The sequence below is a fragment of the Lysinibacillus sp. NPDC093210 genome (assembly GCF_044753985.1).
Classification (GTDB): domain Bacteria; phylum Bacillota; class Bacilli; order Bacillales_A; family Planococcaceae; genus Lysinibacillus.
This window is the reverse complement of the sequence record NZ_JBIVOE010000004.1, coordinates 344,400-365,660: the sequence shown is the minus strand read 5'-3', so window position 1 is coordinate 365,660 and position 21,261 is coordinate 344,400. Positions and strand designations below refer to the sequence as shown.

19 protein-coding genes and 1 riboswitch are annotated in these 21,261 nt (G+C 36.9%); of the genes, 9 read left to right on the top strand and 10 right to left on the bottom strand.

What is annotated here, in order from left to right:
• The first annotated feature begins 51 nt into the window (after positions 1 to 51).
• The 3 genes from ACIP9C_RS13110 (at position 52) to ACIP9C_RS13100 (ending at position 4,203) form a co-directional block, all read left to right on the top strand.
• Positions 52 to 1,875: an APC family permease gene (locus ACIP9C_RS13110; RefSeq protein WP_401011230.1), complete on the top strand. Its 1,824-nt coding sequence runs from the start codon at positions 52 to 54 to the stop codon at positions 1,873 to 1,875.
• Between the two features lie 217 nt (positions 1,876 to 2,092).
• Positions 2,093 to 2,194: riboswitch (purine riboswitch) on the top strand.
• Between the two features lie 132 nt (positions 2,195 to 2,326).
• Positions 2,327 to 2,911, top strand: a complete 585-nt coding sequence (locus ACIP9C_RS13105) for a xanthine phosphoribosyltransferase (protein WP_401011228.1) — start codon at positions 2,327 to 2,329, stop codon at positions 2,909 to 2,911.
• A complete protein-coding gene (locus ACIP9C_RS13100) occupies positions 2,911 to 4,203 on the top strand; it encodes a nucleobase:cation symporter-2 family protein (protein ID WP_401011226.1) in 1,293 nt (430 codons plus the stop codon). The genes ACIP9C_RS13105 and ACIP9C_RS13100 overlap by 1 nt, the downstream gene beginning before the upstream one ends.
• A gap of 246 nt (positions 4,204 to 4,449) precedes the next feature.
• On the opposite strand, the gene ACIP9C_RS13095 is transcribed toward ACIP9C_RS13100, so the two are convergent.
• Genes ACIP9C_RS13095 through ACIP9C_RS13080 form a run of 4 tightly spaced genes read right to left on the bottom strand, consistent with a single transcriptional unit; the run spans position 4,450 to position 8,413 of the window.
• Entirely contained in the window at positions 4,450 to 5,283 is an 834-nt protein-coding gene (locus ACIP9C_RS13095; protein ID WP_401011224.1) for an ABC transporter ATP-binding protein, read from the bottom strand.
• Position 5,284: 1 nt separating this feature from the next.
• The gene (locus tag ACIP9C_RS13090) at positions 5,285 to 6,316 is read right to left on the bottom strand and encodes a FecCD family ABC transporter permease (RefSeq protein ID WP_401011222.1); all 1,032 of its coding nucleotides are present in this window, start codon (positions 6,314 to 6,316) and stop codon (positions 5,285 to 5,287) included.
• Entirely contained in the window at positions 6,313 to 7,347 is a 1,035-nt protein-coding gene (locus tag ACIP9C_RS13085) for a FecCD family ABC transporter permease (RefSeq protein ID WP_401011220.1), read from the bottom strand. The genes ACIP9C_RS13090 and ACIP9C_RS13085 overlap by 4 nt, the downstream gene beginning before the upstream one ends.
• Before the next feature lies 1 nt (position 7,348).
• Complete coding sequence (locus ACIP9C_RS13080; RefSeq protein ID WP_401011218.1) at positions 7,349 to 8,413, bottom strand: iron-siderophore ABC transporter substrate-binding protein; 1,065 nt, start codon at positions 8,411 to 8,413, stop codon at positions 7,349 to 7,351.
• Positions 8,414 to 8,709: 296 nt separating this feature from the next.
• Here ACIP9C_RS13080 and ACIP9C_RS13075 point away from each other — a divergent pair, with 296 nt between their 5' ends.
• A complete protein-coding gene (locus ACIP9C_RS13075) occupies positions 8,710 to 8,892 on the top strand; it encodes a DUF6366 family protein (RefSeq protein WP_401011216.1) in 183 nt (60 codons plus the stop codon).
• Positions 8,893 to 8,948: 56 nt separating this feature from the next.
• Here ACIP9C_RS13075 and ACIP9C_RS13070 read toward each other — a convergent pair whose 3' ends face one another.
• Positions 8,949 to 10,331, bottom strand: a complete 1,383-nt coding sequence (locus tag ACIP9C_RS13070) for an aminotransferase-like domain-containing protein (RefSeq protein WP_401011214.1) — start codon at positions 10,329 to 10,331, stop codon at positions 8,949 to 8,951.
• 145 nt (positions 10,332 to 10,476) lie between these two features.
• Between ACIP9C_RS13070 and ACIP9C_RS13065 the strand changes: the two genes are divergently transcribed.
• Together ACIP9C_RS13065 and ACIP9C_RS13060 are read left to right on the top strand one after the other, a co-directional pair.
• Positions 10,477 to 11,355: a DMT family transporter gene (locus ACIP9C_RS13065; protein WP_401011212.1), complete on the top strand. Its 879-nt coding sequence runs from the start codon at positions 10,477 to 10,479 to the stop codon at positions 11,353 to 11,355.
• 433 nt (positions 11,356 to 11,788) lie between these two features.
• Positions 11,789 to 12,361 (top strand): YitT family protein, encoded by a 573-nt coding sequence (locus tag ACIP9C_RS13060; protein WP_401011210.1) that lies wholly within the window; start codon positions 11,789 to 11,791, stop codon positions 12,359 to 12,361.
• A 48-nt stretch (positions 12,362 to 12,409) separates the two neighbouring features.
• Here the strand turns inward: ACIP9C_RS13060 and ACIP9C_RS13055 are convergent, their stop codons facing one another.
• The 4 genes from ACIP9C_RS13055 to ACIP9C_RS13040 form a co-directional block, all read right to left on the bottom strand.
• The gene (locus tag ACIP9C_RS13055) at positions 12,410 to 13,285 is read right to left on the bottom strand and encodes a DMT family transporter (RefSeq protein ID WP_401011208.1); all 876 of its coding nucleotides are present in this window, start codon (positions 13,283 to 13,285) and stop codon (positions 12,410 to 12,412) included.
• A gap of 106 nt (positions 13,286 to 13,391) precedes the next feature.
• Positions 13,392 to 14,549, bottom strand: coding sequence for a PucR family transcriptional regulator (locus ACIP9C_RS13050; RefSeq protein WP_401011206.1), 1,158 nt, complete (start codon positions 14,547 to 14,549; stop codon positions 13,392 to 13,394).
• Positions 14,550 to 14,684: 135 nt separating this feature from the next.
• A complete protein-coding gene (locus ACIP9C_RS13045) occupies positions 14,685 to 16,103 on the bottom strand; it encodes an amidase (RefSeq protein WP_401011204.1) in 1,419 nt (472 codons plus the stop codon).
• Positions 16,093 to 16,278, bottom strand: coding sequence for a hypothetical protein (locus ACIP9C_RS13040; RefSeq protein ID WP_139860532.1), 186 nt, complete (start codon positions 16,276 to 16,278; stop codon positions 16,093 to 16,095). The genes ACIP9C_RS13045 and ACIP9C_RS13040 overlap by 11 nt, the downstream gene beginning before the upstream one ends.
• Positions 16,279 to 16,604: 326 nt before the next feature.
• Between ACIP9C_RS13040 and ACIP9C_RS13035 the strand changes: the two genes are divergently transcribed.
• Both ACIP9C_RS13035 and ACIP9C_RS13030 read left to right on the top strand, forming a co-directional pair.
• The gene (locus ACIP9C_RS13035; protein ID WP_401011202.1) at positions 16,605 to 17,498 is read left to right on the top strand and encodes an EAL domain-containing protein; all 894 of its coding nucleotides are present in this window, start codon (positions 16,605 to 16,607) and stop codon (positions 17,496 to 17,498) included.
• Complete coding sequence (locus ACIP9C_RS13030) at positions 17,464 to 18,414, top strand: GGDEF domain-containing protein (protein WP_401011200.1); 951 nt, start codon at positions 17,464 to 17,466, stop codon at positions 18,412 to 18,414. The genes ACIP9C_RS13035 and ACIP9C_RS13030 overlap by 35 nt, the downstream gene beginning before the upstream one ends.
• 43 nt (positions 18,415 to 18,457) lie before the next feature.
• Here ACIP9C_RS13030 and ACIP9C_RS13025 read toward each other — a convergent pair whose 3' ends face one another.
• A complete protein-coding gene (locus ACIP9C_RS13025) occupies positions 18,458 to 19,219 on the bottom strand; it encodes a glucose 1-dehydrogenase (RefSeq protein WP_401011198.1) in 762 nt (253 codons plus the stop codon).
• A gap of 193 nt (positions 19,220 to 19,412) precedes the next feature.
• Here ACIP9C_RS13025 and ACIP9C_RS13020 point away from each other — a divergent pair, with 193 nt between their 5' ends.
• Positions 19,413 to 20,807 (top strand): L-cystine transporter, encoded by a 1,395-nt coding sequence (locus ACIP9C_RS13020; RefSeq protein ID WP_401011196.1) that lies wholly within the window; start codon positions 19,413 to 19,415, stop codon positions 20,805 to 20,807.
• Positions 20,808 to 21,261 lie beyond the last annotated feature (454 nt).

Here is a 21,261-nt window from a genome sequence, read left to right as displayed (position 1 = left end):
AATCGATTTAGAAATGCGAAACACACTCTATGAATCTAGAAGGTGTTAAGGATGAAATCCTCATTCAAACGTTATGTTATCGGTAAACCATTGAAATCCGATGCATTAGGGGAACAAAAGCTTAGTAAAACAAAGGCACTGGCCATATTATCTTCTGACGCATTGTCATCAGTTGCATACGGTCCAGAGCAAATTTTAATTGTGCTCATGACTGTCAGTACGGTTGCCTTTTGGTATTCGTTACCGATTGCAGCAGGGGTAGTGGTGCTCCTTGTGGCACTAACTTTATCGTATCGACAAGTTATATTCGCATATCCACATGGTGGTGGGGCATATGTAGTGTCCCGCGAAAATTTAGGTGTGAATGCAGGTCTTGTAGCGGGTGGGTCATTACTCGTTGATTATATTTTAACTGTCGCAGTAAGTGTATCAGCAGGGACAGATGCTATTACTTCAGCATTCCCAAGTTTGCATGCTTATAACGTTCCGATTGCTGTGTTTTTTGTTATTTGTTTAACGATATTAAATTTACGTGGGGTTACTGAATCAGCGTCTATTTTAGCGTACCCTGTTTATTTATTCGTCGTTGTGATGTTAATGCTCATTGGCATGGGAATCTATAACGTAGCAACAGGGCAAGTGCCGGCTGATTTACATCCCAAAATTGGAACGCCAGTTGCGGGCATTAGTTTGTTTTTATTATTAAAGGCATTTGCCTCAGGAAGCTCGGCATTAACTGGTGTAGAGGCAATTTCTAATGCAATTCCAAATTTCAAAAGCCCTGCACCGGTTAACGCGGCAAAAACGCTATTAGCGATGGGGAGTATTTTAGCAGTACTGTTTATTGGTATTGTGAGCCTAGCTTATTTTTACGGAGTCGCTCCAAATGCACAAGCAACGGTTGTTTCGCAAATTGCCGAAGCGAGTGTGGGACGCAATGTATTTTATTATATTGTGCAAGGAACAACAGCAATGATTTTAGTGCTTGCTGCGAATACAGGCTATTCAGCCTTTCCTTTATTAGCAGTCAATTTATCGAAAGATGGTTTTATTCCAAGAATATTTCAAATCCGTGGTGATCGACTTGGCTATTCAAATGGGATAATGATGCTTGGGCTAGCAGCTATAGTGCTTATTATTTTGTTTGATGGCACAACTGAGCATTTAATTCCACTCTATGCGGTAGGTGTATTTATTCCATTTACATTAGCGCAGTCTGGGATGATGCGTAAATGGTGGCGTGAAAAGCCTAATGGCTGGGTTATGAAATTTGTTATCAATACAATAGGGGCAATCATTTCTTTTGTAGTGGCAATGATGTTTTTTGTCACAAAACTACCTCAAGTATGGCCGGTATTTATCTTTTTACCGCTTATTATTTGGATGTTTCATCGCATTAAGCATCATTACAATGCAGTCGGGGAACAACTACGACTTAATGGAGAAGCTTTACCGAAAATAGAGGGAAATGTCTTTGTCGTGCCGGTAGCGGGTATTACGAAAGTGGTGGAAAATTCACTGCATTATGCGCAATCTTTGAATGTTGATAAAATAATAGCCTTTTATGTAGCATTCGATCAAGCGGATGCAAAAGCCTTTGAAGAAAAATGGAAGGCGTGGCAACCAGATGTGCGACTTGTCACTTACTATTCGCCATATCGTAGCATTACACAGCCTTTGAAAAAGTTTATCGATAAAGTGGAACACCAATATGCGAAAACGGACTACCAAGTAACAGTCGTTATTCCGCAGTTTTTACCGAAGAAAGGTTGGCAGCATATGCTACACAATCAATCTAGTCTATTAATTCGAACATCGCTGTTATTTCACAAAAATGTCGTCATTATGACTGTACCTTTCCATTTATCGAAATAATGACTAGCAAGGTCGAAAATAGTCTGATATAATCAGAACATTGATTGAAAACACGAACGTTTACGCCAAAAAAATGCGTAAATACCATTAAATTCCGAAAATTTAAACTTTGCTCGGTGGTAGATATAAGCCTCTGCCGAATGAAGTAAAGTAACAGCTTATTATGCATATTCATATTGAAATTATAAAAATGGATATTTATAATAAGGAAGTTCATACAGCTTAATACTATTTCACTCATATAATAGCGAGAATATGGCTCGTAAGTTTCTACCGATTTACCGTAAATGAATCGACTATGGGTAGCATTGTTTTAGAAAATTCATACTAGAGATGATGTTTTCTATTTATTTCGACGTTTATGCGCTGAATGCCTTGCTCCACTCGTAGATGAATGGAATCAATGTATTTAGCGCTTTTTTTATTACTATAAGAAAGAAGGAAAACAGCAATGAAGTTATTACACGACAAAATTAAGCAGGAAGGTAAAGTTTTATCTTCGTCTGTATTAAAAGTTGACTCTTTTTTAAACCACCAAATTGATCCACTACTTATGAAAGAGATTGGGCATGAATTTGCAAATCGCTTCTCTGATGACATTATTACAAAAGTATTAACAATCGAGTCTTCAGGTATTGCACCTTCTGTAATGCTAGGACTTGAAATCGGTGCACCAGTAGTATTTGCACGTAAACGTAAATCTTTAACATTATCAGACAATCTTTATTCTTCAAAAGTACATTCTTTCACAAAAAACGAAACAAATGAAATTTCAGTATCTTGTAATTTCTTAAATAAAGATGACAATATTTTAATTGTCGACGATTTCTTAGCAAATGGTGAAGCGGTAAAAGGCTTACTTGATATTGCAGCTCAAGCAGGGGCAACTGTCGTTGGTGTCGGCATTGTCATTGAAAAAGGCTTCCAGGACGGCGGTAAATTATTACGTGAGCAAGGTGTTCGTGTAGAATCATTAGCAATTGTGGATTCTTTAGAAGATGGTAATGTAACGTTTGCCACGGAGGATCGTGCATAATGAATGCCTTTAAGTCAACAACGCTAGCTATTCAACATTTACTTGCGATGTATGCAGGTGCTATTTTAGTACCGCTTATTATCGGTGGGGCTTTAGGTTTTGATTCAAAGCAAATGACTTATTTAGTAGCAATTGACATAATGATGTGTGGTATCGCAACATTACTTCAAGTGTATTCAGGCAAATTTATCGGTATTGGTTTACCAGTAGTTCTAGGTTGTACTTTTACAGCGGTTAGTCCAATTATTGCAATTGGGACAAACCCTGAACAAGGCATTACAGACATCTATGGTTCTATCATTGCATCAGGTTTAATTGTAATGGTAATCGCAGGCTTTTTCGGTAAGCTTGTGAAATTTTTCCCTCCAGTTGTAACAGGTTCCGTCGTATCAATTATCGGTATTTCCTTATTACCTGTTGCATTAAACAATATGGCGGGGGGACAAGGTGCAGCAGATTTCGCATCAGGTTCTAATGTTGCGCTAGCATTTATTACTTTAGTTATTATTCTAGTCGTTTATCGCTTTACAACAGGCTTTGCTCGTGCAATTTCAATTTTAATTGGATTAGTTGCAGGGACGGTGTTAGGCGCATTTATGGGCAAAGTAGATTTCACACCCGTTTCAGATGCTGGTGTATTCCACATGGTGCAGCCATTCTATTTTGGAATGCCAACATTTGATGCGACTGCAATTCTTACAATGACGCTTGTAGCAATGGTTTCTTTAGTAGAATCTTCAGGTGTTTATTTTGCACTTAGCGATATTTGCAATAAAAAACTAGATTCAAAAGATTTAGCACGTGGTTATCGTTCAGAAGGGCTTGCTTCTGTTATCGGCGGTATTTTCAATGCCTTCCCGTACACAACCTTCTCTCAAAACGTGGGACTTACGCGTATGTCTGGCGTAAAAGATCGCAAAGTCATTTACCTAACAGGTGCCTTCCTTGTAGCACTTGGCTTCTTACCAAAAATCGCAGCATTAACAACGATTATCCCAACACCAGTACTTGGTGCGGCAATGTTAGCAATGTTCGGTATGGTCATAACGCAAGGTATGGGTATGCTAGTACCTGTTATGAATGAATCAGCAGAAAACGCGATGATTGCAGCGATTGCTGTCGGTCTTGGTGTCGGTGTATCAGTTGTTCCAGATATTTTCGCATCATTACCTCCAGGTGTAGCAATCTTAACATCTAACGGTATCGTCTGTGGTTCGGTAACAGCGATTATCTTAAATATCTTATTTAACATGATTGGGCCAAAGCATAAAAATGACCCGATGCATGGGTAAAAATTAAATAAACGTTCATGGAAATTCGATGGACAAAGCGTTGTCACCTTCCTTATCTATTAACTTAGATTGAGGAGGTGGCATTTTTTTATGAGGGGGAGCGGATGTTATACGCACGTCTTTAGAGACAAGACAAGGGAAATTGAACAAGAGTCTAACTCTCGTTTAATTTCCCTTGTCTTGAAGAAATGATGGCGTTCACAGTCACTCGAATCACTCATTCAGATTATTATAATTGCTGTCCAGTCAGCTTGACATTGTTTTCAGAGTTATTTTATCAACCTGGTTGTGGTGTCGTCCAATTGGCACAACTGATGGAGAATTTGAAACTGGGTCTTCGATAACCATACAGTCGAGTGCGAATATATCTTTAATTAAACCATTTGTAATAATGTCAGATGGTGTACCTTCTGCTACTAGCTTCCCTTCATGTAGGGCGAAAATATAATCTGCATAACGTGCTGATAAGTTAATATCATGTAATACCATGACAATTGTCGTGCCATACTTACGATTTAAATCTGTCAGTAAATCTAAAATTTCCACTTGGTACGTAATGTCTAAATACGTTGTAGGCTCATCCAAAAATAAAATGTCGGTCTGTTGCGCTAATGCCATCGCAATCCATACACGCTGTCTTTGACCACCTGATAATTCATCAATATGGCGATCAGCAAATTCCGTAATGTTCATCATTTCCATCGCTTCTGCTACAGCCTCATAATCCTTTTTTGACCAACCTTTTAAAAAGCTATGATGAGGAAATCTCCCTCTACCAACTAAATCCGCAACCGTAATTCCCTCTGGAACGATAGGTGATTGTGGTAATAAACCTAGTACTTTAGCAAGTTGCTTCGGGGGCATTTTTTGAATTGGTTGCCCATCTAACGTCACTTGTCCGGAAGTCGGCTTAATTAATCGCGCCATCGTTTTCAAAAGCGTAGATTTCCCACAGCCGTTCGCACCAATAATAATACTAATTTTATTGCTAGGAATTGTTACACTCACATCTTGTAAAATCGTTTTATTTTCGTAACCAGCAGTAATTTGTTCCGCTCGAAATGTATGTGTTGGCTTCATATTATAAATCTCCTTTTCGATTGATACGAATTAATAAATAAATTAAATACGGTGCACCAATAATCCCTGTAATGACGCCAACAGGATATCTAGTTTCAAATGCGAACTGACCTATTAAATCTGCAGCTAATACTAAAATAACCCCAACCAAGCCAGCAGGAACAATATTTGAAAAGCCTACGCCGACAATTTTTTTGGCAATTGGACCTGCTAGAAATGCAACAAATGCAATCGGACCAGCAGCTGCTGTAGCCAACGCAATCATTAAAACCGAGCTAAGCAAGAGCACCAATCTCGTTTTGTTCGTATCAACCCCAAGTGATGTAGCTGCTTGCTCACCGAGCTCTAGTATTTCTAATCTACTAGCAAAATAAATAACAATTGGTGTACAAATACAAACTGTCATGATTAATGGATAAAGGTTCTCCATTTTTGCACCATTCAAACTGCCACTTAACCAACGCATAGCTGAAGGGAGGTCATGCGTATTACCAATGACCATTAAGTAGGAAATAAAAGCATTTAACATCGCTTGAATACCGATACCGATTAAAATTAATCGACCGATTGAGAACGAGCTACTTTTCGACAATAGAAAAATAATGATAGCTGTTAAAAGTCCGCCAATGACAGATGCAATGGATACGAATGCATTACTTGCATGCAGGACAATAATACAAAAGACAGCAGCAGCGCTAGATCCTGCAGTAATCCCAATGACGTTAGGATTAGCCAAAGGATTTCGTAACATCGTTTGGAAAACGTATCCGCCAGCACCAAATGCAAAGCCTGCAAATAGTCCGACGATCATTCGTGGTAATCTAATTGTTCCTACAGCAAAGGACGCACCTTTGACATCCTCACCTAATAGAACGGCTACAACATCCTTTACTGGATAAATTGTATTGCCAAGCATAAGCATCAAACCCATAAGTATAAGTGAGATAACTGTTAACAGACACGTCATCAGTAGGAAACGACGTTTACGTTTCATTCTAGAGTTATAAATGGAAATTACTGTATCATTCATCATAATGCACGCATTTTCGCTTTCATTGTAATAAAAATTAATAGAGGAGCTCCAATGAAGGCCGTAACAATACCTACTTCAAGCTCACTCGGACTCCCTAATAATCTTCCGCACACATCAGCAATTGTTAAAATAATAGCTCCAGCTAATGCAGAAAGCGGAATAACATAACGCACATCTGGACCGATAATTAATCGAATTAAATGAGTCGCCAACAATCCGATAAACCCGATTGGCCCAGCTAATGCCGTTGCCACACCGCATAATAAAACGCCACCAAATGAAGCGAGAAGTCGGATTGTCCCAGTTTTTACACCTAAGCCTGTCGCCACTTCATCTCCTAGTGCTAGAGCATTTAATGCAGGTGCAGAGAAGATAGCTATACAAAGACCAATTATTAAAAATGGAATAAACAGTGTGATATTATCCCAGCTACCTGAACCTACACTGCCAACTTGCCAAAATCTAAATTGATCCATAACATTTGTACGTGGAATCATAACGGCCACTACTAGTGATGATAATATTGCACTCGTAGCAGCTCCTGCTAAAACGAGCTTTATCGGTGTTGCTCCGCCACTACCAATTGAACCAACGGTAAATACAAAAATAGCAGTAATCATTGCACCAACTATTGCCAGCCAAATATATTGATTTGCAGAACTAATATTAAAAAAGGCAATCCCACAAACAACAAATAAAGATGCCCCTGTATTCACGCCTAATATACTTGGATCTGCAATAGGATTACGTGTTACAGACTGCATTAAGGCACCTGAAACACCTAAAGCAGCACCACACATAAAACAAAAAATCGTTCGAACAATTCTTTGTCGAACAACATTTGCCTCATGAGAAGCAACTTCTGAATGGAATAAACCATCCAGAAGTTGAGTCCAAGTAATCATCCGAGAACCAAATACAAGCGATGCGATTATACTAAGGCAAAGTAATATTGCAAGCAAAATCATAAGCTTGCCAAAGTTACGTGGCATTAATACATGCTTATTTTCTGAAACGGATGTATTCATCATATTATTTCAGCTTTTTCGCAACATCAGAGATTAATGATAAGTACTCGTCAATTGTATATTGAATTGATAGAGGGTTTGGGTTACCTGCTGCAGCTAATGGCGTATTATCAGTTATCACTACTACTGAACCATTTTGGATTGCTGGCACTTTTCCTAAAATTGGATCAGCTTGTAATGCAGCTAATGTTTTATCGTCACCATAAGTGATAAAAATTTCAGCATCCTTTAAAGCATCCGCATTTTCAGCACTTAATTCGATATAGAAGCTAGATTTATCTGTAATTTGATCTTTAATGCTTTGTGGATACTCCATACCCAATTCCTCTAAAAACTCCCCTCGAGGATCTTCAGGCGTGTAAATATAAAACTTAGATAAATCTGTTGCATTAAACATAGCAAAAGCAGCTTTTTTACCTTTTAATTCTGGTTTTTCACTTGCTTTTGTGGCAATTAACTTTTCAGTATCAGCAATTAATTGCTTACCCTCTTTTTCCATACCCATACCTTTTGAATTGTATAGGATTTGGTCACGCCATGAAATTACCCATGGGATTTCTGGATATGCCACAACTGGCGCAATTTGACTTAATGTATCGTAGTCCTCTTGCGTAATTCCTGAATAAGCAGCTAAGATTACATCTGGATTTGAGTCAGAAATTGCCTCAAAATCTAAACCATCAGTATCTTGGTATATATTTGGATTTGTTTCTCCTAAATCTTTTAACTTTTCAGCTGTCCATGGTAGCATACCGCTATCATCTTGTACTCCATAGTTTGCGGCTGAGAAGCCTACTGGAACAACATCAAGCGCTAATGCAACATCATGGTTTGCCCATGCGATAGTTGCAACACGCTCTGGTTTCTTTTCAATCACAGTTTCCCCAAATGCATGCTTAATTACGATTGGATACTGTGTGTCAGTAGCCTCTGAATTCGACTTTTCCGTTGAATCTTTTGAATCTGTAGACGCAGTGCCAGATTCTTTATCAGCGCATCCCGCTAAAGCAAAAGCAAAAACAGCTATTAATAACATTGCAAATAATGAATAAAAACGCTTTGAATTCATGTTAGAATTACACTCCTATTAAAAAAAATAATTGATAATGATTATCACTATCGATAGTAGTATATAATCATTACCTGTATATTTCAATAGTTTATTTTTTATATTAAAAATTGCGAATACTAAGCATTTATCTCGTGCTTGTTTGTAATAGATTTTTTTCGTGCTATTGCTTTGGAAACATAATTGGTTTGCATAATAGTTGAATGAATACGTTGATTTAATACTGCGATGGGTTGTTTGAAGTGATAGTATGAAGAAGTAAGAAGTGGTTCTAATTCGGAAAATGGGGGGCTTCCATGTCAGAAAAAGAACGAGAAAATTTAAAAGCAAAAGAACAGCGAAAAAATCCTGGTGGTGCGTTGAACAGTGCTACGGCTCAAGCTCATACAGGTACACCTAGCAGCGGTTGTTTAATCAATATTGGTTCGATTGTCATTATAATAGTTATTATTTTGTTGGTAAGAGCGTGTTCAAATTAAGGTTAAAATTCTAACCTCCCTGTATTTTTTTAAAAGGGAGGTTAGTTTTTTGGATATTATACATTTTGATGTAAAAAGGTTTTTGGTGCTTGGTGATGCCTTCTACTGTTAATTAAAGTAATACAGTGAGCCAATCGTTCAATACCGAGTCTTATTTGGCTTTCATTCACTTGAGAAATACATAATCGCAGAATATTTTCCTTTTTATATTCTGGCAAAAACATTCGAGATGCATCATCCACATAGATTTGTTGCTCGTTTAACAGATGAACGATTTGCTTGGCAGTCACATTTTCCGGTAAAAAGATGGATAGATAAAAGCCTGAAGTCGGCTTAGAAAAATAAGTATTAGCAGGTAGTAATAATTCACATGCTTCTTGCAGCATGTGCATTTTCCTACGGTAGAGTTCTTTAATTTTTTTAAGATGACTATGAAACATGCCATTTTTTAAGTAGATTTCTAATGCGCCTTGAGATAAGGTAGAACTATTAAAATCTGAACTAAATTTATAGCGTAAAAAGCTGGAAACCATTCGTTCAGGCAGCACGACTGTTGCAATTCTTAACCCAGGAAGGAAAATCTTTGAAAAGCTTTTTATATAAATTACCCTTCCTGAAGGGGCAAACGAAAACATGGGATCAGCCTTCGTATTTGGATCAAGGTCGCCTAAAAAATCATCCTCCACGATATAGACATCGTATTTTTCTGCTAATTCCACAATTTTTTTCTTCTCGTTATTCGTATAGCTATGACCAAGCGGATTATGAAATCTTGGTATAACATAAAAAAACTTTATGTCATGATTGCGAAACATATATTCCAATCGATCAAGGTCGATGCCATCCATCGTTAAGTCAATACCGAAAGTAGTAACTTGATGTAAATCAATGGATTCAATTATTCCAAAATAGCTAGGTTGTTCGATTAGAATGTTGCTTCTGCCATTTGGAAAGGGCATAGCAACAAATAAATTTAATGCTTGCTGTGAGCCTGAAACGACGACTAATCTTTCTGGTTGAGTGAACACTTGTAAACTTTGCAAATATGTCGCGAGCTGTACGCGTAATGAATACAGACCTTGCTGATCTGAGTAGGTAAACAGCTCTTCTTTATATTGCTCGATAGCTTGATTCAAGCAATGTTGAAAGTCTACGTAGGGCAGTGCATTTATATCTGGACCAGCAGAATAGAAATCAATAATTTCTTGCTCATGCTCGTTGGACTGAAATTCATTGACTACATAGTAACCACTTTTAGGAATTGCATAAATAACATGTTCTTGCTCTAATTCTGCATAGGCCCTAATAACCGTATTTTTACTACAAGAAAATTGCTCAGATAATTGTCTAACAGAAGGAAGCTTACAGCCTGCATAGAGTTTCCCTGTTGCTAATTGCTCTTTCACTTCCTCTATGATTTGCATGTATTTTGAATTCATCGTTTAATCCTCCTTTATCTGTACCATGACAGGTGGATAAAAAAGCTATTTATTTCTTATATGTGTACCTATTAATATTTGATTATACCAGAACAGCCTTTCAAAGCTTAAGAGCTGGTACAGATTAAGGAAGGGAAGTGGCTGCATGCAAGTTGAGAATAGAGGGAAGGCCGGTTTGCTCTTAGGGTTAGTAGGTGTAATTTGCTTTAGCTTAACGCTTCCTTCTACAAGTATAGCTGTTGCCTATTTTGGAACGACTGTCGTAGGGCTAGGAAGAACTGTTGTTGCGGCTATTTTAGTAGCTATTGTTTTTATGATTAAAAAACAACAGCTTCCTACACTTCGCCAATTTAAAAGTCTACTAATTGTTGCTGTAGGTGTCGTTTTCGCTTTTCCGCTGCTCACATCTTGGGCAATGGAATCTTTGCCGGTATCTCATGGGGCTGTGGAATTAGCGTTATTACCATTAGCAACAGCTGGATTCGCAATGTTTAGAGCAGGTGAAAAGCCATCTTTAAAATTTTGGATGTCGAGTTTAATTGGCTCATTAGCTGTTTTTGTATACGCCATTCATCTCGGACTCGGTCAATTACAATTTGCTGATTTAGCTTTACTAGCAGCAGTAATTATACTCGGCCTTAGTTACGCAGAAGGAGGTTTATTGGCAAAAGAATTAGGTAGCTGGCAGGTAATTGCATGGGCAATTATGATAGGGGCGCCATTTTTCGTTATACCAGTTGCGCTACATCTAAAAACTGAAATGCTTCATGCACCGATACATGCTTGGATTAGCTTTATGTATCTCGCGGTAGTTAGTCAGTTTCTTGCATATGTAGCTTGGTATAGCGGAATGGCAATTGGCGGAATAGCAAGGGTAAGTCAAATCCAATATTTACAGCCATTTTTAATGATTTTATTTGCCACTGTATTTCTAGATGAAGCCATCACTTGGTTCACTCTTATGATAGCAGTTATCGTTGTTATTGCTGTTTTAGTAGGAAAAAATGCGCCAATTAAACAATGACAAGAAAGAGACGGTATCTTTTTATGTTGGATACAGTCTCTTTTTATTTATATTATTTTTCAAGTTTAATATAAGGGATGATTTGTGCTGTGGCACCGACGGAGGCTCCGCGAATAATACCTTGCTGTGCTAACGCTTTAAAATTTGCATTTGCCCGCTAACCATTGCCCTGAAACACTTCCTCTTCTAAATTGATAATATAGGTAGATAATACATTTTCTTTTTTATTTTTTTCCTGCCTCCACTTTAACAACGAATGAGCATTTAAATATGTAGACACTTCATTTATTTTAAATAAGATGTTTTGGTCAAAGAAATTTAAGCAGGGTGTTTTGTGAAAATACTTTTATTTTCACATATAGTAAAGTCCAAAACATGTTCATTTCAATTTTTTCATACTATAAGTACATGCTTAGTTTCGGAGGGGGGTTGTATGTTTTTTTTAAAGAAGGGCTTGGTCATCATAATAGGTAGTATCTGTATTTCTTTAGGCATTAATCTATTCTTAACACCCTATCAAATACTAGATGGTGGCGTTGTAGGGGTAGCGCTCATTTTGTACTATTTGTATAAACTGAAAATCGGGCTAATGATTATTATTTTAAGCATTCCGATATTCATCATTGCTTGGTTTAAATACAGATCCTATTTTTACAATAGTGTGCATGGGTTAATTGGCTCGTCTTTTATCATTGACCTTTTGAAGCCTTTAAGAAATTTGGTTCAAATCGATGCCATTTATAGCGCGATATTAGGAGGGATTTTAGTTGGTTTTGGCATTGGTTTAATGCTTCGATTTCAGACAAGCACTGGTGGGACAGATCTTGTTGCACAGTTTTTATGTGATAAAACAGGCATAAATGTAGGGGTTCTTATTTTTTTTATTGATTCAATCGTTATCGTTTTAGGAGGGCTTCTTTTGTCTTCGAATACATTAATCCTTTCGATCATTACCGTATTAGTAGTCGGTATTACTACAAGTATGATAACCAGTCACGCAAAATAAAAAATAGTTTCAGCATAAACTGAAACTATTTGTAGGGGAGCATTATTGTCAGTTATTCATTATCCGTTTTTTTGGATAGGCGGGCTTCACTTCAGCAATTAAAATAGCTAGTAAAATTAATACTGCTCCTATAACCATTCGGCTTGTTAGTACTTCATGTAAAAATATTACTGATAATACCATTCCGAAAAAGGATTCTGTCGACAGGATGATGGCTGCTTTTGTAGCAGACGTATATTGGTTTGCCACGTTTTGAAAAAGGTAAGCAATAGTAGTTGAAAAAATACCTAAATAAATGAGTGAATAGATAGCTTCTTTTTCAAGAGAAGCGGGAATTTCACCTTGACTGACAATGACTAAAATACCTATAACGGAGGCCGTAATAAATTGAATAATTGTAAGAGCTATTGCATCTTCTTTTTGAACAAAAAGGTTTGTACAAAAGATATCAAAAGCAAAGGCAACAGCACAAGCTAGTGAAAGTGCATCGCCTATATTCATCGTTAAGGAACCTTGTAATGATAAACAGCCGATTCCGACAATGGCTATGATGGAGCCGATGATTTCGTAACCATCGATACGACGTTTATAAACAGCATAGGCAATGAGCGGAACGACAATCACATTGACAGCGGTTAAAAATGCATTTTTAGAAGGAGTTGTATATTGTAAACCAACCGTTTGGAGTGCGAAGGCAATATACAATATCGTTCCTAGTAAAACACCTTTCCAAACAACTGATTTTGTTGCTTTTTTTAATTTGTATCCAAATATTACAGTTAGTATAATCGAAGCTAATAAAAACCTTCCTGCCATTACTTGATAAGCAGTTAAATATTCTAGTGCAATGGCCGTTATAACAAATCCACTGCCCCACACGATAGCGGTTGTCAGAAGCATGCCATCAGCTATGTATTGTTTCATCTTTCTTCCTCCTTACTTCAATAAGAATAGCATGAGAAGGAAGAAAATAATTTGACATTGATTCTAAAATTTCAGGCGTTTTTTTGTACTTATTCCAAAGCTCTATTTAATCTGCTATTTTGCTATGTAATAAGTACAATTTAACGGCTGCAGATAAGCGTTCATAAAATACATAATCATTTTCTAACGGTGCTACTAATTGGCGTATTTTTGTCATGCGATATCGTATAGTATTTGGGTGGCAAAAGTGTGCTACCGCTACTTCTTTAATATTACCCTTTTTCAAGATATAAGTGATTGCAGTGTTGATTAAATCTGCATCTGTTTTTTCATCAAGTAATGGTCCTAGATAGTCATTTACATAGTTCATAACGAAATGTGGGTCTTTCCGATGTAATTCTATAAGTAGAATATCTGATCCAAGATGATTGTAGTGACAAGTGGGGGTCATTTCCATTTCAGCCATTATACGGGCGAAGAAAGCTTCTCGCACAGCAAGGTGAAGCTCAGTTTGTGTGACATGTACTTGACTATAACCAACAATCAGCTCGTCTGTTGATATATCATACATTGTGAGCCATTCATTAAGTAATTTTTCAAATTGAAAATGCTGTGATGGATTTGTCACCAAAATGAAAATGCTATTTTTATATTTACAAATTACACCTGATTTTAATAGTAGTTCTAATTGTAAAAATGGCTGCATCCATTCGTCATTTGTTAATGACTTCATCTGAAGATTCGCTACGAAAGTATATTTTTCAAACGGCTTGTTCAATTGTTGTAAAAAAGATGTAATTTGTTCAACAGAAACTTCTTCATTAATAAGGCGTTTCATAATTGTTTCTAAAAAGAATGCATAGTCTTGTGTTTTTGCATATGCCATTGTTTCTAAAATGATTTTTTCGAAAAATTCATCTCCACCAAATCTTAATATAGGGAAATGATGTGCATTCGCTAAAGCGAGCACCTCCTCGGGTAAATCATTATAAATAACGGGTTTATAAGCTAAGGCACTAGCTTCTAACTGAATAAGGCTTTTCACAGCATTTAATAAATAATCGGGTTGTTGTTTTGCAAATAATAAACTGCTGAGTATTACACTATTTGGTGTAAATATCGTTTCTCTAACAGTTTCAATATCAGGTGAAAATTCAAAATCTAGAATTTCAACATTTTGGACAGGTTTATGTAAACCGTTGCTACCTGCAACTACTGTAAAATCCTTTGTAATAGGCAATTGCAAAAAGTTTTTTACGTTCATTAGGGAATCTAGCAACCTTTCCAGTAATTTATTATTAAGTATCGTACCATCATTTTAGGATAAATGAATATAGTTGTTGGTTTTTATTTGCACTGAATAAAAATAACCGCCCACGAATGGACGGCTACATACTATTTAAATGTTAGCAAAAAGATTAGGCTTTCGATTTTTTAATGGATTTGTTTGTTCAATCGCATAGCCTACGTTTAAGATACGACCTTCGTTAAATGCTGGTCCAATAATTTGTAAGCCGATTGGCAAATTCCCTTTAAATCCACATGGAACAGAAAGTGCTGGTAATCCAGTTAAGTTACTTGGCCCAGTGAAACGAATAATATTGTCGATTAAGTCGACCTTTTCGCCGTTTAGCTCTGCAAAGTTATCACCAATTGTATTCGCAACAATCGGTAACGTCGGTGATATTAAGACATCAACTTGATTGAATATTTGCGTAAACTCTTGTTTAATTTGTCTACGTACTTGTTGAGCTTGTAAATAATCAACAGCTGACGGTAATTCACCAAGCTCAAATAACAGACGAATATCATCTCCGAAATCTTGTGGTCTCTTTTGTAAATCTGAGTGATGGATAGCAGACGCCTCTGATAGGGAAGTAACGAGCTCTGCCCATTCTGCATATTGCAAGGATGGTATTTTAACAACTTCTACCTTTGCTCCTTGGTCTACTAGATTTTGAATACTTGCGCGAACCGCACGTTCAACGTCTGAGTCGACGCGGTTAAAGAAATAATCCTCATTAACACCAATGACTAAATCTTTCACATTGCCAGAAAGCTGATTTAAATAATTATCTACTGGTACATCTACACATGTAGGGTCTCGATGGTCGAAACCTGAAATAATCTCGAGCATAGCTGCGGCGTCTTTTACCGTTTTTGTCATAGGTCCAATATGATCTAAACTCCAAGCAAGCGGGTAACAACCAAATTTACTTACACGACCATGAGTAGGTTTTAAGCCAACAATACCACACGCTGAAGAAGGGATGCGGATAGAACCTGCTGTATCTGTTCCTAATGAAGCTACACTTGCACCTGCCGCTACTGCTGCTCCTGAACCACCACTTGAGCCGCCAGGAATTTTATCAAGATCCCATGGGTTACGTACAGCTCCATAATGAGGATTATTATTTGTAATGCCCCATGCGTATTCATGCATACTTAATTTCCCTGTGAAAATAACACCTGCATCCCGAAGCTTTTCAACAACGGTCGCATCATAATTTGAGACGAAATCTTTATGGATTTTTGAAGACATCGTCGTTATTTTATCTTTAAAGTATAAATTATCTTTTAGTGCCATCGGAATTCCATGGTACATTCCTCGGTAATTTCCATTTAAAATTTCTTGCTCTGCTAATTTGGCATTCTCTATAGCCTCTTCGTGGTAAAAGGCCATGTAAGAATTAATTTTTGGCTGGCTTTCTTCAGCAAAGTTTAAAATTTCTTTCGTCAATTCGACAGGAGAAAGTGTTTTGTTTTCGATTAATGGCGCCAGTTCTTCTACAGATTTTAAATGTAAATCAGTTTTCAATGTGGTCACCTCCAGGTATATTGCGAATAGCAATATCCGCATCATCAATTGCAATGCCTTCTAAATTGCTGCGAAGTGATTGCATACTTTCCCACCGTGTTTTTAGTAGTTCAAGGTGTTCAGATTTTGCTGTAATTCCTTTGTTCTCCAATAGTTGTTGAATAGACAAGCTCATTAACATGATCCTCCCTTGAAAAATAATTTATCTCAATAGGTTGTCCTATAAAGACCTAAGAAAAAAATCTACTAGCAAACTATAATTTTCAGAAAAGAAAGAAAAATGGCGCTACTTTAATCATAAGTTAACAAAAACATTTGTCAAGGTGCCAGTCACTCAAACAATTCTGAATTTTGACAGTACGAAAGTGCCAGTCACTCAAACAATTTGCCCGCGGATTTTTCGATGTCTGAAAATCAACTTTGTTCTTTTTACAACAACTTCACAGCACATTTACAAAGAAAGCTTACAATAGAACTAATAACCAATTTAAGAGGTGTGAAATGGAGTCTGCTGTGAGACAAAACGTAAAAACAAACAGTTTCTTTTTATATTTAAATCATTTATATGAACAGCATCAAAATAATACTTTATATATAAAACGTTTAAAGACATTGAAAAAAATTATAGAGACTAAAGATTTACATACTTTTTTTCAACCAATTCTGAACTTACAAACGAGAGAAACAATGGGATTTGAGGCGCTGAATCGCCCGACGCCTTCCGACTTATTTAGTAGTGTCGACCAATTTTATGAATTTGTAGGACAAACAGATTGCGTGTTTTTATTTGAATGCTTTTGTCGTAACCTTTCATTGCAACGTTTCAAAGAGCGTCTTCATGGAGAAATGCTGAATAAAGATTTTATGCTATTTCTCAATATCCATCCGAACGTATTACTAGATAAGAAATATAATAGTGGTGAGACGTTACAATTGTTAAAAGAGCTAGGCATTAAGCCGCAGCAAGTAGTGTTTGAGTTAACAGAGCGCAGTGCTGTGTTAGATTTTGTGGAGTTTGAACGAGTATTATCACATTATCGTTCACAGGGCTATCGTATTGCGGTGGATGATATGGGATCTGGCTACAATAGCTTTAAAACACTTATTTATTTAAAGCCCGAATTTATTAAGTTGGATCGCTCATTAATTCAATTTATTGATAAAAACAGTGAGCAGCAGCAGCTTGTTACCTTACTTATGACGTACGCTGAGCAAGCACAAACGAAAATTATTGCAGAAGGCATTGAACGGCAAGAGGAGCTCGATTATTTACAAGACATTGGCATCCATTATGCACAGGGATATGCAATAGGGAAGCCATCAAAAGACATACATTTTGGGGAAATAAGGGTGGATGACTATGCAGATAGGGGAAGTCATAGAAAACGTTCTTAGTATTGATGAATTTGTAAAAAACAAAGAAGTAGATTTACTTTTTACGAGCAATCCATCATTGCGCAGTGTTGTTGTTGTAAGAGATGGCAAACCAATTGGACATATTACACGCACACATTTCTATCAAAAAATTGGTACACGTTATGGTTATAATTTATTTATGGGTCGACAAAATCAACTTATTATGAAAGAAAATCCTTTAATTGTAGATTGTAGTACACCTATTATTGAAGTGAGTACGGAAGCGATGGACCGACGAGCAGAGGAACTATATGATGATGTCATTGTCATTAAAAAAGGTCTATATTTGGGTGTTGTTAGTATTAGAGAACTGCTGTTAAAGCTGGTAGAGACACAAGTAGCTATTGCAAGCTTTTTAAATCCTCTTACAAGCTTACCTGGCAATAAATTAATTGAAGAAAAACTAGAAAAGGCACTACAGCTTGAAAAATATAGCCTAATTTATTTTGATTTAGATCATTTTAAAACCTATAATGACACGTATGGTTTTAATAGAGGAGATAAGATTTTGCTCTATTTAACAGATATCCTTAATAGAAACATTACAGGAATAGAAGATTTTTTAGGACATATAGGTGGCGATGATTTTGTTGCTATTCTTCCGCATTATGAAGTAGCAAGCATTTGCCAAACGATTATTGAAGAGTTTGATGCCCAAATAATTGATTTTTATGAGCTTGAAGATTTGTTGCAATTACAAGTCCCAAACAGAGTTGGGAAATTAGAGCATTTTACATGTACTTCGTTGTCCATTGCTGTTATTACAAATGAGTATCAGCAATTTACTTCAGTTGATCAATTGTCCGATGCAGTAACACGTTTAAAAAAAGAATGCAAAAAAATATATGGAAGCTGTTATTTAGTTAATGACAAAAAAACCTACCTCGTTCACTAAACGAAGTAGGTTTTTATTATGGAGTACTATTTTAATAGAAATCTTAATAAGCGCTCCAACCAGCATCAGCAGCTAAAGCTACACCATTAATAAGAGCAGAATCTTCAGAAGCTAAAAATAGAGCAATATTTGCAATATCTGAAACCTGACCTGCTTTTGGCATAAGTTGAACGCCACGCACAGATTGTTGCATACCAAATGGGTCAACATTAGTCATCGCTGCTGCAAAACCTGTTTCTACATGTGCTGGTGCAATCGCGTTGCAACGGACGTTTTGAGGTCCGTAGTGAGATGCAATATTTTTTGTCATACCAACAACTGCATGTTTAGCAGTTGTATATGCTAGTCCACCGCGACCGCCCGTTAATCCAGCGATAGAAGCCATATTAACAATCGTTCCTCCGCCATTTTCAATAAAGATTGGTAATACTTGTCGAATTGCACGCATTACACCGCTTACATTAATGTCCATGACACGTTGCCATACAGCATCTTCAACATTTGCTGCTGCCTGCATATTGTCACCAACTCCAGCGTTATTGACTAAAATATCTATACGACCAAAATGAGCTACGGTATTAGCAATCATTTTTTGGATATCCTCTTCTATAGCGACATTTACTTTGACACCAAATGCCTCAAAACCAGCATGATTAAATTCAGTAACGGTTGCAGTTAATGCGTCCTCATTGAAGTCAGCAATGACAACTTTTGCACCTTCTTGTGCATATTTACGTGCTATTTCTTTACCGATTCCTGCTCCACTACCTGTAATAATCGCCACTTTATCTTGTAATTTTCCCATGAACATTATCCTCCCTGAAATCAGTTTACTGTTAAACTAATTTGATTGTATTCCTTTTCAGCCGTTTAATCAAAATAAATAAACCGCTTACATTTATAAAATTATTAATCTTAATAAAACATACTTGAATAATAGGGATTATAGGTATATAATTCGGTTTACATTATTATAAAACATCTTAGGAGGCCTTCTATTGTCAACTTTACAAGTTATTCTTAACGTAGCGCTGTTACTTGTGTGCGTTGGGATTTTAGTTATTATGAACAAAAAACACGTGAAATTTTCAAATCGTGTTTTTGCTGGTCTAGGTTTAGGTATTGCACTAGGTCTAGGACTTCAATTATTTTATGGTATTGATTCGGAAGTTTTAGCCGAAACAACGCCATGGTACAACATCATCGGTACTGGTTATGTAAAACTGCTACAAATGGTGGCAATGCCATTAGTGTTTATTTCTATTTTGATTGCCTTTACGAAAATGACAATCGGCAAAAATTTTGGGAAAATGGCTGCATTAATTTTAGCAATTTTAATTGGTACTACAGCTGTATCTGCAGCAGTAGGGATTCTTTCGGCAACAATATTTGATTTAGATGCTACTCAAATTATGCAAGGTGATGCTGAAACAGAGCGTGGAGCATATCTAGAAGAAAAAACAACAGGAATGGCTGCACCAGATTTACCAACACAAATTATCGAATTATTCCCAGCGAATCCATTCCTTGATTTAACAGGTGCTCGTTCTACATCTACAATTGCAGTTGTAATATTCGCAGCATTTTTAGGTTTCGCCTATCTACGTGTTGCACGCAAAGATGGAGAGATGGCAGCTACCATTAAAAAAGGTATAGATGCTATACACGCGTTAATAATGGGTGTTGTTACAATTGTTTTACGTTTAACACCTTATGGTATTTTAGCAATTATGGCACGTACAGTAGCAACATCGGATTTTGGGGCAATTTACAACTTAGGTAAATTTGTTATTGCTTCTTATGTTGCATTAATTATTATGTTCCTTGTTCATTTACTAATTCTTCCATTAAGTGGTTTAAATCCATTTACGTACTTGAAAAAATCGCTTGAAACATTATTATTTGCCTTCACTTCACGTTCGAGTGCGGGAACTTTACCGATGAATATTAAAACGCAAACAGGTAGACTTGGTGTGCCAGAAGGTATAGCGAACTTCGCAGGCTCATTCGGTTTATCGATTGGTCAAAATGGCTGTGCGGGTGTTTATCCAGCAATGTTAGCTATTATGATTGCACCAACTGTTGGTATTAATCCACTAGATCCTGTTTTCATCATTACTGTTATTGCGGTAGTAGCGATTAGCTCATTCGGTGTAGCAGGTGTTGGTGGTGGTGCGACATTTGCAGCGATCCTTGTGCTATCAGCGCTTCACTTACCGGTTGCACTTGCAGGTATTTTAATTTCAGTTGAGCCATTAATCGATATGGGTCGTACTGCACTAAATGTAAGTGGTTCAATGACGGCAGGTGTCACTACTGCGCGAGTAACGAAAGAATTAGATACAGAAGTGTATAATAATAAAGCAGTTAGTGCACAAGTTGCTGATTTATAGTTTTTTATAAGTGGGAAAAGTATGCTAAGTTGATTCTTAGCATACTTTTTTTCGTAGAATTGAATTGCAAGGAAAGTAGGGAGGGGCTTAAGCAATTTCTATAATGTGAACCTTCTAAGTATATTTGTGGCTTTCTAAAGCGTAAAAATCCACTGCGCATTCCGCGGGCACGTTGTAAGTTGCAACTGTCGCTTTTGCGTCGCCTGTTGTGTCTTACATTGCGTGCTTTCCCGCAGGAGTCTCTGAGGATTTTTGCTTGGAAATGTATAAAATTGTGTGAGTGACTGGCACTTGTAGGGCGCTAGGTACGTTTCTGCGGCATTCTCCCTATACGCCTCGATAGAAGTGTCATTATCGCCTTATAAAGCGTCCTTGGACTTGAAGTTAACAGCTAGGAAAGAAAAGAGAGTACGGGAACGGTTTTACGTTCTCGTACTCTCTATTTTTTAAAAAC